This window comes from Devosia sp. SD17-2 (assembly GCF_029201565.1).
Taxonomy (GTDB): domain Bacteria; phylum Pseudomonadota; class Alphaproteobacteria; order Rhizobiales; family Devosiaceae; genus Devosia.
In genome coordinates this window covers 3,549,882-3,566,551 of sequence record NZ_CP104002.1, presented here as the reverse complement: position 1 = coordinate 3,566,551, position 16,670 = coordinate 3,549,882, and the positions used below count along the sequence as shown (strand labels likewise).

Genomic DNA, 16,670 nt, shown 5'->3' with positions numbered 1-16,670 from the left:
CCTAGTCCCTGATCATATAGCCGGCGCCGCGCACCGTGTGCAGCAGCGGCGCTTCAAAACCCTTGTCGATCTTGGAGCGCAGGCGTGACATGTGGACGTCGATGACATTGGTCTGCGGATCAAAGTGATAGTCCCAGACATTTTCCAGCAGCATGGTTCGGGTCACCACCTTGCCGGCATGTTTCATCAGATATTCGAGCAGGCGAAACTCGCGCGGCTGCAGAAGAATAGCCTCGCCATCGCGTTCCACCTTGCGGCTCAGCCGGTCGAGCGAGAGCCCGCCGACACTGTAATGGGTTGCCGCTTCCACCGGGCTCGAGCGCCGCGCCAGCACTTCGACGCGTGCGAGCAGTTCGGTGAAGGCATAGGGCTTGGTGAGATAATCGTCGCCCCCAGCCCGCAGTCCGGTGACGCGGTCGTCCACTTCGCCGAGGGCGGAGAGAATGAGAACCGGGGTCGTATCCCCTTCTGCGCGCAGCGATTCGACGATGGAAAGCCCATCGCGGCGGGGCAGCATGCGGTCGACGATCAGCACGTCGTAATCCATGCCCGAGGCCATGGCATAGCCGGTCTCGCCATCAGCGGCGTGATGGGTCACATGGCCGGCTTCATCCAGCGCCTGGATCAGATAGCTCGCGGCCTCGCGATCATCTTCGATGAGCAGGATTTTCACGGCTGACGCTCCGCATCCTTGAAGAAAGGCCCCGGGGGTTGCCCGGGGCCGAGGTTTGATCAGGCGCTTTTACTCGGTAATGGGCAGCCCGATAAAGGTACTGTCGCCATTGCGCGCAACCTTGATCAGGGCTGTCTCCAGCCCCTTGCTGCGCACGCCCTCGATTGCCTTGTTGAAATCATCGGCACTGGCGATCGGCGCATTGTCGACTTCGAGGATCACGTCACCGACCGAGAGGCCGCGCTGGGCCGCCGGCGTGTCGCGTTCCACGTCCTGGATCAGCACGCCACCGGTGCCGTCACCATTGGGGACGAGAGTGAGGCCAAGCGTGGACTGGATTTCCGGCACTTCGGCAGGCGGGGTCGGCGTTTCGGCCGCGGCCACTTCCTGGTTGAGCTCTGTCAGAGTGACACTGAGCTTGGTCTCGGCACCGTCGCGCCAGATGGTCAGCTCGACGGTCGAACCCGGGGACTTGCTGGCAATGGTGCGGCTGAGGTCGAGCGCATCGTCGATCTTCTCGTCATCAACGGCGGTGATGATGTCACCGGACTTGACGCCGGCATCACCTGCCGGGCCGTCAGCAGCCGGCTCGCGCACGATTGCACCCAGCGGCTGGCTGAGGCCAACGCCGTCGGCGATGTCACGCGTCACGTCCTGGATCGAAACGCCGAGATAGCCCCGGGTCACCGTCCCGTCCGTGATTAGCTGGTTGACGATCTGCTTGACCGTGCCGGCGGGAATGGCAAAGGCGATACCGACATTGCCGCCATTGGGCGAGTAAATGGCGGTGTTGACGCCGACGACTTCACCATTGGTGTTGAAGGCCGGGCCGCCGGAATTGCCGGTGTTCACGGCCGCGTCGATCTGGAGGAAATCGCCATAGCTGGAGCCGCCGATATTGCGGCCCGAGCCCGAGATCACGCCAACGGTCACAGTGCCGCCGAGGCCGAACGGATTGCCCACGGCAACCACCCAGTCGCCGACGCGGCTGGCTTCTTCCTCGAAGGTAACGAAGGGCAGGTCTTCGCCGCTGATCTTGAGCACGGCAAGGTCGGTCCGCTCGTCGGTGCCGACGACTTCAGCAACCTGTTCGGTCCCGTCTTCCATCATCACCGTGACCTTGGTGGCGTCTTCCACCACGTGATTATTGGTCACGACATAGCCGTCAGCCGAGATGATGAAACCGGAGCCTGCCGCCATGAACTGGCGCGGACGGGCTTCATTGCCACCGCGGCCACCAGGCGCACCGGGGCCGCCGAACTGGTCAAAGAAGTCGCGGAAAGGATGACCTTCGGGCAGGTCAGGGAAATTGAACTGAAAATCGCGGCCGCGCTGAACCGTGCGGCCCGGCGCCTGGGCTTCGACCAGGATCGACACCACGGCCGGCTTCACCGCTTCAACGAGGTCGGCAAAACCCTGCTGCTGGGTGACCTGGGGAACGACGATCTGCGCGGCATTGCGCACTTCGGCATTGACGGCCTGTCCATTGAGGACAAAGGCGGTGGAAACACCGCCGACGCCAACCATCAGTGCGAGGGCGGAAGCGCCGAGCCAGCGGCGGGTACGCGAAATGAGTGTGGGACGCATGAGGACGAGTCTCCTTGCAAAAGCTCTCAACAGCCTGTGGGCTTACATATGGAACGTCCCGCCTTTCTGTGAAGTTGCGCCGACATTAAGCTTTGGCAATGTTGCAGGCAGGATTGCGGCAAACAGGGACCAAGCGCGGGCAGGGGCCTAGTTCCGGTCCCCCGGCTCTTCGCCCACAAGCCGCAGGCTGGGCTGTTCGTCGAGGCCGCCGTCCCATTTCGGCGGAATGGCCTTGGTGGTCTTGGCCCCCAGCTCGCGCAGCATTTCCACCTGCCGAACCACATTGCCCCGCCCGGACGAGAGCTGATTGCGCGCCTCCTCAAAGCTCGACCTGGCCTTGTCGAGATGGCTGTCCAGCTTGTCCATGGAGCTCAGAAACCCCGCCACTTTGTCGTAGAGCGCACCGGCCCGCTCGGCGATTTCCTCGGCGTTCTGGTGGCGTTTTTCGATGTCCCACACATTGCGCACGGTGCGCAGCACGGTCATCAGCGTCGTCGGGGTCGTCAGCATGACCCCGCGCGACATGCCGAATTCCACCAGTTTCGCATCATGCTGAATGGCCGTCGCCAGCGCCGCCTCGATCGGCACGAACATCATTACATAATCAAGGCTTGATCGCGCCGCGCGGTGATAGGTCTTGTCCGAGAGCGTGGTGATGTGGTTGCGCACCGAGGCGATATGGGCGCGCAAGTACTGGTCGCGATCGTCCTCGGTGCCGTTCACATAAGCGTCGAAGGCGTTCAGCGATACCTTGGAATCGATCACCAGCACATCGCCATTGGGCATGCGGATTTCGACGTCCGTGCGCAGCCGCTGGCCATCCTCGCCCGTATGGCTCTGCTGGGTAAAATACTGATCGCCCTCGCGCAGGCCCGATTGCTGGAGAATGGTGGAGAGGATCATCTCGCCCCAGGCGCCCTGGGTCTGCGAATTGCCCTTGAGCGCCCGCGTCAAATTCTGCGCCTCGGTGGTGATCTGCAGATTGCTTTCCACCAGTGCCTGGATGCGTTCCTTCATGGCCGAGCGATCCTCGATCAGGCCCCGGTGGAACTCGCCGATCTTTTCCTGCAGCGGCTTGAGCAGCACATCCACCTGCTCGCGGTTCTGCTTGGTAAATGTCTCGCTGTGGCTGCGCAGCACATCCCCGGCGATGGCCTTGAATTCATCGGTCATCTGCTGGCGCGCTTCGCCGAAACGCTTGAGATTGACCTCGTTTTGGCGGGCCTGTTCGTCGAGACGGGTGCGCATTGCCGCCAACTCCGCCATCAGCTCGCTGTTGCGACTGCGCTCTTCCTCGATGATGTCGGCCGACCGCTCCCGCTCGCGGCCCAATTCGAGGTCGAGCTCACGAATGCGCATATCGCGCTGGGCGAGAAGTTCGGTAAACCCGGCGCGCAGATTGTCGCTGGCTTCCTGGGCTGCGGCAGTAGCGCGCACCTCATTGGCCTGCGCCCAGGCCACCAGCATCCAGACGAAGACAAAGAGGACCAGCCCCAATACCGCGGCAACAGCCATGCCGGCAGTGATCGGCAGATCGCCGGCGGTGAACAGAAACGTATCAAGCATTTCCATGGAACGAGCCTATAACAGCCATTCGTTCACATAATGTTCTTTTCGCAGCTGGCGCAACCCTGCTCCGCAGTTGACCCGGCGCGGTCAAATACCATATCGAGAGGCAACTCCTTTTTTGCCGGACTTTTGCCATGGCCATCCGCCCTATCCTCATCATTCCTGACGCGCGGCTTCGCGCGGTCGCCGACCCGATCGTGGAGATCGACGAGGAGATCAAGACGCTGGCCAAGGACATGCTCGACACCATGTATGACGCGCCGGGCATCGGCCTTGCTGCGCCGCAGATCGGTGTGATGAAGCGTATCGTGGTCATGGACCTGGCCGCTGAAGGCGAGCCGGCTGCGCCGCTGGTGATGATCAATCCCGAGATCACCAAGTTCGGTGACGAGATCCAGGTCACCGAAGAAGGCTGCCTCTCCATCCCCGAACTCTATTACGAGGTGGAGCGCCCCTCCACCGTATCGGTGACCTACACCGATCTCGACGGCAAGGAAGTGGTCAAGGACGCCGATGGCAAGCTCGCCGTCTGCATTCAGCACGAACTCGATCACCTCGATGGCGTGCTCTACATCGACTATCTCAGCCGTCTCAAGCGTGACCGGGTGATCAAGAAGTTCGACAAGCAGGCCAAGCTGGCGGCTCGCTGATCGGAAGCGCCCTTTCCCCTTCTCCCCTCGCGGGAGAAGGTGGCTCGCGCAGCGAGACGGATGAGGGGGCACACAGCTTTGAAGCACCTCATATCCGCCCCTAGGGCACTCTCTCACAAGAGGGAGAGACAGTGGAGCCAAGTCACACCATGCGCGTCGTCTTCATGGGTACGCCCGATTTTTCCGTTCCGACGCTGACCGAGATTGTCTCGTCCGGCCATGAGGTCGTCGCGGTCTATACCCGAGCGCCCAAGCCGGCTGGTCGCGGTCAGGCTGAGCGCAAGAGCCCGGTACATCAGGCGGCCGACGCCTTCGGTATCCCCGTCTTCACACCCAAAAGCCTCAAGGGCGAAGCCGAGCAGGCCCAGTTTGCCGCGCTCGATGCCGAGGTCGCTGTCGTGGTCGCCTATGGCCTGCTGCTGCCCAAGCCCATCCTCGATGCCCCCACCGATGGCTGCCTTAACCTCCACGGTTCGCTTCTGCCGCGCTGGCGCGGTGCGGCGCCGATCCAGCGCGCCATCATGGCGGGCGACGCCCAGACAGGCATTGTGGTCATGCGCATGGACGAAGGTCTCGACACCGGCCCGATGGGCCCCACCGAGATTATCCAGATCAGCAAGGACATGACGGCCGGCGAGCTGCACGACCAGATGATGCGGCTGGGCGCCGATCTCATGGGTCGCGCCCTTGCCGCGCTCGAACGCGGCAGCCTTGACTTTACCGTCCAGCCCGAGGCCGGCGTCACCTACGCGCAAAAAATCGACAAGGCCGAGGCCCGGCTCGATTTCTCGAAATCCGCTGAAGAGGTGCACAACACCATCCGCGGCCTTTCGCCCTTCCCGGGCGCCTGGTTCGAGCTCGAACTCGCCGGCAAGCCGGTCCGCATCAAGACCCTGCGTTCGACCGTCGTCGATGGCACTGCCGCTGCCGGAACCCTCATCGGCCCCGATCTCACCATCGCCTGTGGCTCCGGCGCCGTTCGCCTCACCCAGGTGCAGCGCGAAGGCAAAGGCGCCATGGACGCCGCAACCTTTTTGCGCGGGGCAGGGACATTGCCCGCCACTGTCGTCGGCTGATGCCCCGCTTCAAGCTCACCCTTGAATATGATGGAACGTCCTTTTTCGGCTGGCAGCGTCAGGCTGATCGGATAAGTGTGCAGCAGGCGCTGGAAGAGGCGATCGCGCGGTTTTCCGGCGAAGCCGTCGGAACGCAGGCCGCTGGCCGCACCGATTCCGGCGTGCATGCGCTCGGGCAGGTGGCTCACTTCGATCTTTCGAAAGACTGGGACCCATTCCGCGTCCGCGAGGCGCTGAACTATCATTTGCGTCCGCATCCCGTGGCTGTGCTGACATGCGAAGCGGTCGGTGAGGATTTCGAGGCGCGTTTTTCCGCCACGGCCCGCCACTACGAATACCGCATCCTCAATCGTCGTGCGCCGGCGGTGATCGAGCGCAACCACGTCTGGCATGTGCCCATGGCGCTCGACGCCGACCTGATGCACGTCGCCGCCCAGTCGATACTCGGGCAGCACGATTTCACCACCTTCCGCTCGTCGGAGTGCCAGGCCAATTCGCCCATCCGCACGCTCGATCATTTCGCTGTGCGTCGGGAGCTCGATCATGTCGTGGTCACTGCCAGCGCCCGCAGCTTCCTCCACCATCAGGTGCGCTCGATGGTCGGCTCGCTGAAACTGGTGGGCGAGGGCAAGTGGACACCGAAAAAGTTCCGCGCCGCACTCGACGCCGCCGATCGCAGCAAATGCGGCGCCATGGCCCCCTCAAGCGGCCTCTATTTTATGCGCGTGGACTACCCGGCGGCCTAGCCGCAGCAGCGTGCGGCAGAGCCGCCAAGGTGTGCACACCGATGCCGGTGCCATGCGTCCCCAACCACTGCCCCATCCCTCCATCGTCATTGTCCGGCCTGCCCGGGCAATCCATCTCGCCTCAGAAAATGGACCACCCGGACAAGCAACCGTGGACATCACTGTTGGAATGCCGGTTCCTGTCGGGCGATGGCGTTGAGGATTGTGATGAGTTTTCTCACCGTTGCGATCATGGCGAGTTTGAAGGGTTTTCCGCGCAGGCGCAGTCTTTGATAGAAGCCGCCGAGAACGGGGTCTTTCACCTTGATGGCGCTGAGCACGGCCATGTAGGCGATATCGCGCAGATGTTTTCGTCCGCCAAGACAGCGGCCGTTGCGATCCGATGCGCCCGATTGGCGGGCATAAGGGGCAACGCCGATGAGTGCTGCGGCCACCTTGGCGGAGACCTTGCCGAGCTCGGGCATGTCGGCCAGTAAGGCGATCGCCAGAACCGGACCGACGCCGGTCACCTGCCGCAGCCGCGCCTGGCGCTGCTGGAGCTGGCGATTGTCGGCGAGAAGGGCAGTGATGGCCGCTTCGATGCGTTTGATCTCCAGGGCGATGGCCGCCAGACGCTCCTCGATCAGGCTGCGCACAAGCGGCTCGTCGATGGTATCGAGCTGACTGACAAGGCCGCTCTTTTCCGCAACGATCCGCCGCCGATGGGCTGTGAACGCGCTCAGCCTTTGTCGGATCGGATCAGACACATAAGGGGTCAAGCTGGCGCGCACGGCCTGCAGATAACGCGCGATCAGAGCGGCATCGATCTTGTCGGTTTTGGCCAATTGGCCGATACCCCGCGCGTAACTGCGGATCCGCGCCGGGGCTAGAACATGCACTTCAAGGCCAGCGGCATGCAGGCTCTCGGCCACGCGGGCTTCATAGCCTCCCGAGGCTTCGAGCCCGATGGCCAACGGCCCCAGTCTGGCCAGGCGCTGCGTCAGCTCGGCGAGCGCCTCCGGTCCAGTGCTGCAACGCCAGGATTTGCCAGCGGGATGGGTATGAACGTCCAGATGCGTCTTGGAAACGTCGATGCCAACGAAGAGGGTGTCGTGTATCATGACCTTGCTCCCAGGCTTGTGGTGCGGGCAACAGCCCGATCAACCGTTCGGGGTCAAAGGGAGCAGACAGGGCCTTGCTCGTCCTCGGCTGTGACAAACCAGCCGGACAAAACGGCCTCCTGACTGCATCAGCCGGGATGCGCAACCCGGCTGATGCCACCACTAAAGCACAGATCCTCCACACAAGCCGGGTGATGACGCGGGTATGGTGAGCCTCAAGGAATTCTACTTGATCCGGTAAGCGTCCTTGGCGGCCTGATAGCTCAGCTGTTTTGCAATCTCTTCGGCCGACGAGCGGCTGAGGCGGTTCTCGCCCACCCAGCGTCCCAAAAAGCCGCAGACTTCGCGCCGCCACACATCGTGCCGCGCCGGGATCGACAGTAGCGCGCGGGTATCGTCGTTGAACCCGGCAAGATTGTAGAAACCGGCGGTTTCCACCACCTGGTCGAGATAGCGGCGAATGCCCTGCGGGCTGTCGTGGAACCACCACGGCGGACCGATAAGCAGGCTTGGCCAATATCCCGCCATCGGCGCCAGCTCGCGCGCATAAGTGGTTTCGTCGAGCACGAACATGATGAGCCGCAGATTGGGCTCATTGCCACAGCGCGACAGCAGCGCCCGCAAACCGCCCACATAGTCCGTCGGTCCCGGAATATCGGCACCAAGGTCCGGCCCGCGTTCGCCGAACAGCAGCGGATCGGTATTGCGACGGGAGCCGGCGTGGATCTGCATGACCATGCCGTCTTCGACCGACAGCAGCGCCATTTCGGTCATCATCTGGGCGCGGAACAGCTCGGCATCGGCCGCGTCGTGCTTGCCGGCCAGGACCTTGTCGAGCAGCGCCTGCTTCTCCACCAGCGGCAAATCTGCCGTATTGGCCGTCGGCACGCCATGGTCTGTCGCCACTGCGCCAAAGCGGCGGAAAACCTCGCGGCGCTTGCGGTGGGCATTGATCAGCCCATCCCACTTGCTGACGTCCTCGCCGGTCAGCTCGCCGAACTTTTTCAGGTTCTCCACAATGGCGGGGCGGCTCGGGTCGGTGACATCGTCCGGGCGATAGGTGGTGCGCACGCGCCCGATATAGCCGTCGGCTTCCATCTTTTGGTGATGGGTGAGGGGATCGAGTGCAAATTCGGTGGTTGCGATCACCTCGACATTGAACCGGTCGAGAATGGCCCGCGGCAGCAATTCGGGCGTGCCCAGCTTGGCGTCGATGGCGTCATAAATGCTGTCGGCGGTCGCCGCTGACAGTTCCTCGGTGATGCCGAACACGGCATGGAGCGAGTGATCGACCCAGGTCTTCGAGGGCGTGCCGGCAAACAGGTAATAGTTCTCGGCAAACAGCCGCCAGGCCTTGCGCCCGTCGCCTTCCACCGGCTTGCCGGCCTTGCGGGGAATGCCCAGCGCGTCATAGTTCAACCCGCGGCTGCGCAGCATGCGCAACACATAATGGTCCGGCGTCAGGAACAGCGCCGTCGGGCTGGCAAAGCGCCCGTTGTCCGCGAACCAGGATGGGTCCGTATGCCCATGCGGGCTGACAAGGGGCAGGTCCTTCACCGCGGGATAAAGCTCGCGGGCAATAGACTGCGCGGGCTCGGATGCAGGAAAGAGGCGATCGGGATGAAGGTGCGATGGCTGGGTCATGGACCAATATGTGCCACGATCCCCCGCCGGTTTCAACATCTACCATACAAGATGACGGCTGTTAAAATTTAAGACAAATTAACCCCGATCTCAACCTGCCATTCGCGCCTCGACCCGCCCGGCGTAGGCTCTCCTCCATCGGGCGAGAAACAGTCCACCAAGGCGGCTGCCCATTGATGTTGCCGGTCGAAAGACCCAACCAATGCGAGGGAATAGCCATGGCCAATCTCGACACGCATAGTCTCCCCGAAGATCTCTCGAGCCTGCGCAGCCAGCTGCGCCGCTCCGCCCATGTCCAGCATGCCAAGCGCATGATGCTGGCCGCCGGTCTCAGCGCCTTTGGCATGGTCGCCATCGCCGCCGCCTTTCTCACCCGCATCGTCTGATCGCCCCGCTTTCCTCCGGCGCACCACATCGCCTATCATGGGCGCCGGGAGAGGGGACCGCCTATGCGTATTCTGCTGGTCGAGGATAATGAGGATCTGGGCGAGGCGATCGAAAAGCGCCTCCGCGCCGCCGGCCACAGTGTCGAATGGGTCCGCGACGGCGCCGACGTGGTGCCAACAGCCCAGGGGCAGGATTTCGACGCCGTGGCGCTCGATCTCATGCTCCCCAATCGGGATGGCATCAGCCTCATCGCCGAATTGCGCCGGGGCCGCTTCTCCGCTCCGATCCTCGTCATGACCGCCCGCTCCGAGATCGATGACAAGGTTAGCCTCCTTGATCTCGGTGCCGACGATTACCTCGTAAAACCCTTCGATCTCCGCGAGATGGAAGCCCGTCTCCGCGCCCTCATGCGCCGCACCGGGGGCCAGACCAGCAGCACGCTCTCCCTGGGCAATCTCGAACTCGATCTCGCCGGGCTCAATGCCTCGATCAGCGGCAAGGGCCTCGAGCTCGGCCGCCGCGAATTCCGCCTCCTCGAAATTCTCCTCACCCACGCCGGCAAAGTTGTCGCCAAGGAGCGGCTGATGAACCAGCTGTTCAATTTCGACGAGGCGGTCTCGGTCAACGCCCTCGAACTCCACATTTCCCGCCTGCGCAAGAAACTGGAAACGGCCCGCGTCGAAATCGGCACTGTCCGCGGCGTCGGCTATGTGGCGAGAGCCCTGGATGCCTGAACACTTTCTTCTTCTCCCTCCCCCCCGTGGGGAGGGTAGCAAAGCTCGGCCGTCCGGCCGTAGCGACGCTGGGGTGGGGGGCAGCATGTCTCGACATGCACTACCCCCACCTAACCTCCCCCTGAAAAAGGGGGAGGGACCCATCGCGCTTCGCTCGTCCATAGTAAGCCCCCAACCTTCTCCTCCCCCTCCCAGGGGGAGGCCGGGTGGGGGTGCGCGAGCCACCGGCTTCTGAGATGATGACCTCCACCTTCTCCATCCGCCGGCGCATTCTCGCGCTCGCCGTCGCGCTTCTCCTCGGCGCGGCCGTCGTGCTGATCATCTTCATCCAGAATTACGCCGATCGCGCCTCCGACAGGGCCTTCGATCGCCTCCTTGCCGCCTCTGCCCTCACCATCGCCGGCGCCGTGCAGGTCGAAAACGAAACTGTCTTTGTCGAACTCCCCTTCGCCGCCTTTGCCATGTTCTCCGGTCTCGATCGGGTGTTTTACGCCGTCGAGGACCCGGGCGCGCGCACCGTCACCGGCTACGACGATCTCGCCGCCGCCATGAGCGAGACCACCACTGCAGAACCCCATTTCACCGATCTCGTCTATCGCGATGAACTGGTGCGCGTCGCCACCATCGGTCGCCTGATCTCGACCGCCAGCGACACCGGCTGGGTCACCATCCACGTCGCCGAAACCCAGCGCCAGCGCGAAGCCCTGGCCGCCGAAATCCTCTCCAATTCCATCGTGCCCGTCATTGCGCTGACCCTGCTTGCGGTGGCGCTGGTCTGGTTTGGCATTTCGCGCATGTTTGCCCCGCTCACCCAGCTCGAGGAGGAGCTGCAGTCCCGCGCGCCCGATGATCTCTCCCCGCTCACCGTGCCGGTGCCGGTGGAGGTCGACCACCTGGTTTCCGCCCTCAATGTCTTTATGGCCCGGCTGCGCAGCGCCATGGAGCGGGTCAGCGGCCTCGTGGCAGAAGCCGCCCATGAAGTGCGCACGCCGCTGGCCTCGCTCCGCGCCCAGGCCGAAGTGGCGATGGACGAGCCCGATCCCGAAGCGCTGCGGGGCAGGGTGAAGCGCATCCACACCGGGGCGGTTCAGGCCAGCCAACTGGTCAGCCAGCTGCTTATGGACGCCACTATTTCCCATCGCCTCGAAAGCCAGGATAGCGAAACCACCGCCCTCTGGTCGCTCGTCGAGGAAGTCGGCACCCGTCTTGATCCCGATCTCTCGGACCGCGTCCAGCTTTCGCCCAGTCCGGCGGCCCGCACCGCCCGCATGCGCGGCGACCGCCTCGCCCTGCGCGAAATGATCCGCAATCTCGTCGACAATGCGCTGGTCTATTCGACCGGCGCGGTGGTGATTTCGGCCGAGCTCAAAGACGAAACCCTCGTGCTCACCGTCAGCGACAGCGGCCCGGGCATTGCCGAAGACGAAAAGATCGCTGTGCTCGAACGCTTCAAGCGGGGCAAGACCAGTGCCGGCGTGGTCGGCTCCGGTCTTGGTCTCTCCATTGTCTCGCGCGTCGTCACCGCCCATCGCGGCACGCTGCGCCTTCTCGACCGTCCGGGAGGCGGGCTCATGGTGCAGGTCGAATTTCCCGTCCTCGCCCAGCCCGCGCGCGGCGCAGGCGCATTGGCCGCCATCTGTCTCGCCATGCTGGCACTGGTTGCCACGCCGCAGGATGCGCTGGCCAAATCGAGCCACTATCCCGCGCCCAATGGTGCAACGGCCACCGTGCTCACCATTGCCGGCGTCACCGATACGCCGCTCTTTGCCGCCTTCATCGCCGGCTTCCAGCAGGTCTATCCCGATGTCAGCGTCGTCTACGAAGAGATGGATTCGCTCCCTCTTTACGAGCAGTTCCTTGATGGCTCCATGCCGGTCGTGCCGGACCTCCTCATAAGTTCGGCCTCCGATCTTCAGCTCAAGCTCGCCAATGATGGCCATGCCCTGGGCCACGACAGCCCCTATCTTTCCCAGCTCCCCGAATGGGCGCATTGGCGCAACGAGGTGTTCGGCTTCACCTTTGAGCCGGCGGTCATCATCTATAATCCCGACCGCATCGCCCCCGCGGAGGTGCCGCGCACCCATCTGACGCTCGCCGAACTGCTCGAGACCCAGACCGAGCGGTTTCGGGGCCAGATCGCCACTTATGACATCGCCCTCTCGGGCGTCGGTTATCTCCTTGCCGCGCAGGACCAGACCATTTCGTCCACCTTCTGGCGCCTCACCACCGCCTTTGGCCGCGTCAACGCCCAGTTCTCGGGGTCCAGTCCCGCCATTCTCAACAGCGTCGCCGATGGCAGTCTGGCCCTTGGCTACAATGTGCTGGGCTCCTATGCCTTTGCCCGCCAGGCCGATGGCGCCAATATCGAGATCGTCGTCCCCGACGATTATGTCCTCGTGCTCACGCGCTCCATGCTGATCCCGCGCAGCGCGCCCAATCCGCAGCTGGCGCGCGATTTCATCGACTTTGCGCTCTCTCCAACGGGCCAGTCCATCGCTGCGGGCGACACGGCCCTTGGCTCGGTTATCTCGGGTGGCGAGGGGCCGTGGACCAGCGAGGCCATCACGGCGCGCGGCCGCGGCGTCATCCAGGCCATCGCGTTGGGGCCGAGCCTGCTCGTGGCGCTCGACACCCTGCGTCGACAGCGTTTTCTCGACACCTGGCAGGAGATCGTTTCACCAAAATCCTGAGCAGAGAGTGCGCAGAAAACACCGCATTTTCGTTGACAGCTTCATGCGCAGGAATAATGTCCGCGCCAACTGTCCAAGGAGAACACATGCCCCACGCCGAGCTAGCTCAGATCATCGATACCGCCTTCGAAAATCGCGCCGAGATCAATTTTGCCACCCGTGGCGAAGTGCGCGACGCAGTCGAAACAGCGCTGAACCTTCTCGATAGCGGCCAGGCCCGCGTTGCCGAGAAAATCGATGGTGAGTGGCAGGTCAATCAGTGGCTGAAGCGCGCCGTGCTGCTCTCCTTCCGTCTCAATGACAATCAGGCCATGACTGGCGGCGCTCAGGGTTCGACCTGGTGGGACAAGGTCCCGACCAAGTTCGAGGGCTGGGGTGAGAACAAGTGGCGCGATGCCGGCTTCCGCGCCGTGCCGGGCGCCATCGCCCGCAAGTCCGCCTACATCGCCAAGAACGTCATCCTGATGCCCAGCTTCGTCAATCTCGGCGCCTATGTCGATGAAGGCACCATGGTCGACACCTGGGTCACCGTCGGCTCCTGCGCCCAGATCGGCAAGAACGTTCACCTCTCCGGCGGCGTCGGCATTGGCGGCGTGCTCGAGCCGCTGCAGGCCGCACCGACCATCATCGAAGACAATTGCTTCATCGGCGCCCGTTCGGAAATCGTCGAAGGCGTCGTCGTTGGCGAAGGCTCGGTCATCTCAATGGGCGTGTTCATCGGCGGCTCGACAAAAATCGTCAACCGCGCCACCGGCGAAGTCCATATCGGCAAGGTCCCGCCCTATTCGGTGGTCGTCTCCGGCAGCCTGCCCGGCAAGCCGCTTCCCGATGGCACGCCCGGCCCGAACCTTTACTGCGCCGTCATCGTCAAGACCGTCGACGCCCAGACCCGCTCCAAGACCGCCATCAACGACCTGCTGCGCGACTAAGCCGGACTGGCGCCTCAAAAGCGATTCACCTAATCTCGACATCGCGCCGGCCATCGGGTCGGCGCGATTGTCTTTTGAGGGGAAGACTCATGGAAACTCTGCAAGCGCTCTACACCACCACTTCGGGTCGCCTGTCGCGTAAACAATGGTGGCTTGGCGTCGTCGGACTCATCTTTGCCAGCATCGTGCTCAGTCTGCTTCTGGGCGTGGTCACCGGGGCCTTCATCGCTTCGATCATCACCTATGTGATCCTGTTCTACCCAAGCTGGTGCCTCGGCATCAAACGGCGCCAGGATCGCGGCAATGACGCCACCGACTTCAAGATTTTCATGGGCTTCTCGGCCCTCGTGACCCTGCTGCAGACCTTTGGTCTCGGCTTCACGGTGACCGACGTGGGTGGCGGGGTGATGGTGCCCACGCCCGACATGTGGATGAGCATTTTGATGTTGCTGCTCGCCGTCGCCGGTATCTACATGCTGGTCCAGCTCGGCTTCCTGCGCGGGACCCCGGGGACCAATAATTACGGGCCGGATCCGGTCACCATCACTGCCACTGCCTGATCGAACAAGGACGGGATTACCGTGACCACACTGACTTCGGACGATCCCGTCCGCCTCCTCGAACGCCTTATCGCCTGCCCCTCGGTCACTCCTGAAGAGGCCGGCGCGCTCGATCTCCTCGAAGCCGAACTTACGGCCCTTGGCTTTGCCGTCACCCGGCTGCGATTTGAGGGCGATGGCTCCTATCCCGTCGACAATCTCTTCGCCACGCGCGGAACCGGCGGTCGTCGCTTGCTCTTTGCCGGCCACACCGATGTGGTGCCGCCGGGCGACCACGCCCTCTGGGCTTCCGACCCCTTCACCCCGCGCATCGACGACGGCAGGATTTTTGGCCGTGGTGCCGCCGACATGAAGTCCGGCATCGCCGCCTTCGTCGCCGCCTGTGCCGCCATCCCTGCCGACGCCGGCACCATCCAGCTCGCCATCACCAATGACGAGGAAGCCGACGCCATCAACGGCACCGAAAAGCTCTGCGCCTGGATGAAGGACAATGGCCACGCCTTCGATTTCGCCATCGTCGGCGAACCCAGTTCCGCCGAAACGCTTGGCGACAGCATCAAGATTGGCCGGCGCGGCTCCTTCTCCGGTCGGGTCGTCGTCACCGGCTCCCAGGGCCACGTCGCCTATCCGCACAAGGCCAACAATCCCCTGCCGGTCCTCGCCGCGGTTGCGACAGCCCTCAGCAGCGAAAAGCTCGACACCGGCACCGAGCATTTCCCGGCCAGCAACCTTGAGCTGACCACCATCGACGTCGGCAATCCCGTGTCCAACGTCATTCCCGCCAGCGGCAGCCTCCACTTCAACATCCGCTACAACGACCTCTGGACGCCCGACGCCCTGGCCGACTGGATCCGCGGCCGCATTGCTGGCGTCGACGCCAGGGGCTGCACGATCGACTTCGCCATCGCCGGCGTGCCCTCGCGCTCGTTCCTTTCCCCGCTCAGCGGCGACATCGATATCCTTTCCGATGCCATTGAGGCGCTCACCGGCCGCCGCCCGGACTATTCCACTGGTGGCGGCACCTCGGACGCGCGCTTCATCGCCCAATATGGTCCGGTGGTGGAATGCGGCCTCGTCGGTCCGTCGATGCACAAGGTAGACGAACACATCGCCATCGCGGATCTCACCGGCCTCACCGAAATCTACCGGCAGTTCATCACCCGCTTTTTCGGATCCGTGGCCCGATGAAGATCTGGGGCGCTCTCAGCGCGGCCTTTACCGGCTGGATGAAGATCCTGCGCGGCGACGCCAGCTGGCAGCAGCATTTTGCCATTACCCCCGCCGGCCTCGCGACCGCGCTCGTCATCTTCGTCTTTTTTGCGCTTGTTTCCATCGCCATTGCGGCCATCGGCATCAATGCCCCGACCTTGCCGGGTCTCGCCGCGGGGCTTGTGGTGCAGTGCCTCTCGATCCTGGCGCTCCTCATTGGCGCGCTGGTCACGCGCCGCGCCGTCCCGGTCGAGCAACCGCTCCTTGCCCTCCTCGTCCCGGGGCTTTACGGTCTCGTTTGCTATCTCGTGCTGGGCACTGTCTTTTCCATGTTTGGAGGCGCAGTCCTGCTCGTGCTCTGGCTGGGGCTTGGCTATCTCTTTTATCGTCTTGCCCGAATGGCGGCGCAGTGGAGCCTCGAGGTTTCAATTGCTTTCGCCGTTTTGACCATGGCACTGCTTGTCGGCATGCCCATGACGCTCTACATGCTTACTGGCCCTGTTGCCGCGCCCGCCCTCTAGACGAGACCCTGCCTTGGCCCAGCCTACCCAGACATTCGCCGATGAAGTCCAGAACGCCATTCGTGGCTTTGTCGCTCTCGTCACCGGCAAGCGCGATGCCGCTGCCTATTTCGATTTTTCGCCCAAGGGCCTGGTCGGCAGCCTCATCGCCGTCCTGATCGCCGTGATGCTGGCCGGGTTCGGCCCCATGCTGCTGGGCGCTCCGGTGCCCGCAGGCGCACCGACCCAGTCGATCATCATCAATGGCGTGCTCTTTGCCGCCCAGGCCGGCATGGCCTGGATCGTGCTGCGCCAGATGCGCCGTCAGGATGGGTTCGTGCCCTATCTGGTTGCCAGCAATTGGGTGACCCTGGCCTCCGGCCTGCTGCTGCTCATCTCCACCCTGTTCGGCGAAGTCGGCATTGTGATGCTCCTCGGCATCGTGGTGATCGCGCTCCTGACCTTCATCAATATCGGCCGCTTCATCGTGACCCTGTCGCCGCTACAGATCGGTCTGCTGTTCATCTCGCAGACCGTGGGTGTGTTCCTGGCGCTTGGCATTGTCGCGCTGGTCCTGCCCCCACCACCGATGTGACAAGGCGAAGCCGCATTTCCT

16 protein-coding genes are annotated in these 16,670 nt (G+C 63.4%); 11 read left to right on the top strand and 5 right to left on the bottom strand.

Annotation, left to right across the window (positions count from 1 at the left end):
• Nucleotide 1: 1 nt before the first annotated feature.
• The 3 genes from NYQ88_RS17520 to rmuC form a co-directional block, all read right to left on the bottom strand.
• Nucleotides 2-673, bottom strand: a complete 672-nt coding sequence (locus tag NYQ88_RS17520) for a response regulator transcription factor (protein WP_275652385.1) — start codon at nt 671-673, stop codon at nt 2-4.
• Nucleotides 674-742: 69 nt separating this feature from the next.
• Entirely contained in the window at nt 743-2,260 is a 1,518-nt protein-coding gene (locus tag NYQ88_RS17515; RefSeq protein WP_275652384.1) for a Do family serine endopeptidase, read from the bottom strand.
• 147 nt (nt 2,261-2,407) lie between these two features.
• Nucleotides 2,408-3,832 (bottom strand): DNA recombination protein RmuC, encoded by a 1,425-nt coding sequence (rmuC, locus tag NYQ88_RS17510; RefSeq protein WP_275652383.1) that lies wholly within the window; start codon nt 3,830-3,832, stop codon nt 2,408-2,410.
• A gap of 131 nt (nt 3,833-3,963) precedes the next feature.
• Here rmuC and def point away from each other — a divergent pair, with 131 nt between their 5' ends.
• From def to truA, 3 genes are all read left to right on the top strand, one after another.
• Nucleotides 3,964-4,479: a peptide deformylase gene (gene def / locus NYQ88_RS17505; RefSeq protein WP_275652382.1), complete on the top strand. Its 516-nt coding sequence runs from the start codon at nt 3,964-3,966 to the stop codon at nt 4,477-4,479.
• A gap of 149 nt (nt 4,480-4,628) precedes the next feature.
• Nucleotides 4,629-5,555 carry a methionyl-tRNA formyltransferase gene (gene fmt / locus NYQ88_RS17500; protein ID WP_275654947.1) on the top strand — a complete coding sequence of 309 codons (927 nt, stop codon included), beginning with the start codon at nt 4,629-4,631 and terminating at the stop codon, nt 5,553-5,555.
• A complete protein-coding gene (truA, locus tag NYQ88_RS17495) occupies nt 5,555-6,301 on the top strand; it encodes a tRNA pseudouridine(38-40) synthase TruA (protein WP_275652381.1) in 747 nt (248 codons plus the stop codon). The genes fmt and truA overlap by 1 nt, the downstream gene beginning before the upstream one ends.
• A 158-nt stretch (nt 6,302-6,459) precedes the next feature.
• On the opposite strand, the gene NYQ88_RS17490 is transcribed toward truA, so the two are convergent.
• Together NYQ88_RS17490 and uxaC are read right to left on the bottom strand one after the other, a co-directional pair.
• Complete coding sequence (locus NYQ88_RS17490) at nt 6,460-7,401, bottom strand: IS110 family transposase (RefSeq protein WP_275651579.1); 942 nt, start codon at nt 7,399-7,401, stop codon at nt 6,460-6,462.
• Between the two features lie 225 nt (nt 7,402-7,626).
• Nucleotides 7,627-9,045: a glucuronate isomerase gene (uxaC, locus tag NYQ88_RS17485; protein WP_275652380.1), complete on the bottom strand. Its 1,419-nt coding sequence runs from the start codon at nt 9,043-9,045 to the stop codon at nt 7,627-7,629.
• Between the two features lie 218 nt (nt 9,046-9,263).
• Here uxaC and NYQ88_RS17480 point away from each other — a divergent pair, with 218 nt between their 5' ends.
• The 8 genes from NYQ88_RS17480 (at nt 9,264) to NYQ88_RS17445 (ending at nt 16,649) form a co-directional block, all read left to right on the top strand.
• The gene (locus NYQ88_RS17480; protein ID WP_275652379.1) at nt 9,264-9,431 is read left to right on the top strand and encodes a hypothetical protein; all 168 of its coding nucleotides are present in this window, start codon (nt 9,264-9,266) and stop codon (nt 9,429-9,431) included.
• A gap of 63 nt (nt 9,432-9,494) precedes the next feature.
• Nucleotides 9,495-10,166 carry a response regulator transcription factor gene (locus NYQ88_RS17475; RefSeq protein WP_275652378.1) on the top strand — a complete coding sequence of 224 codons (672 nt, stop codon included), beginning with the start codon at nt 9,495-9,497 and terminating at the stop codon, nt 10,164-10,166.
• A 236-nt stretch (nt 10,167-10,402) separates the two neighbouring features.
• The gene (locus NYQ88_RS17470; protein ID WP_275652377.1) at nt 10,403-12,856 is read left to right on the top strand and encodes an extracellular solute-binding protein; all 2,454 of its coding nucleotides are present in this window, start codon (nt 10,403-10,405) and stop codon (nt 12,854-12,856) included.
• A gap of 86 nt (nt 12,857-12,942) precedes the next feature.
• Entirely contained in the window at nt 12,943-13,785 is an 843-nt protein-coding gene (dapD, locus tag NYQ88_RS17465; RefSeq protein WP_275652376.1) for a 2,3,4,5-tetrahydropyridine-2,6-dicarboxylate N-succinyltransferase, read from the top strand.
• Nucleotides 13,786-13,874: 89 nt separating this feature from the next.
• The gene (locus NYQ88_RS17460; protein ID WP_275652375.1) at nt 13,875-14,345 is read left to right on the top strand and encodes a DUF805 domain-containing protein; all 471 of its coding nucleotides are present in this window, start codon (nt 13,875-13,877) and stop codon (nt 14,343-14,345) included.
• Nucleotides 14,346-14,366: 21 nt separating this feature from the next.
• Nucleotides 14,367-15,533, top strand: a complete 1,167-nt coding sequence (gene dapE / locus NYQ88_RS17455) for a succinyl-diaminopimelate desuccinylase (protein ID WP_275652374.1) — start codon at nt 14,367-14,369, stop codon at nt 15,531-15,533.
• Nucleotides 15,530-16,075, top strand: a complete 546-nt coding sequence (locus NYQ88_RS17450) for a hypothetical protein (protein WP_275652373.1) — start codon at nt 15,530-15,532, stop codon at nt 16,073-16,075. Before dapE ends, NYQ88_RS17450 begins: the two co-directional genes overlap by 4 nt.
• A gap of 13 nt (nt 16,076-16,088) precedes the next feature.
• The gene (locus tag NYQ88_RS17445) at nt 16,089-16,649 is read left to right on the top strand and encodes a hypothetical protein (RefSeq protein ID WP_275652372.1); all 561 of its coding nucleotides are present in this window, start codon (nt 16,089-16,091) and stop codon (nt 16,647-16,649) included.
• Nucleotides 16,650-16,670 lie beyond the last annotated feature (21 nt).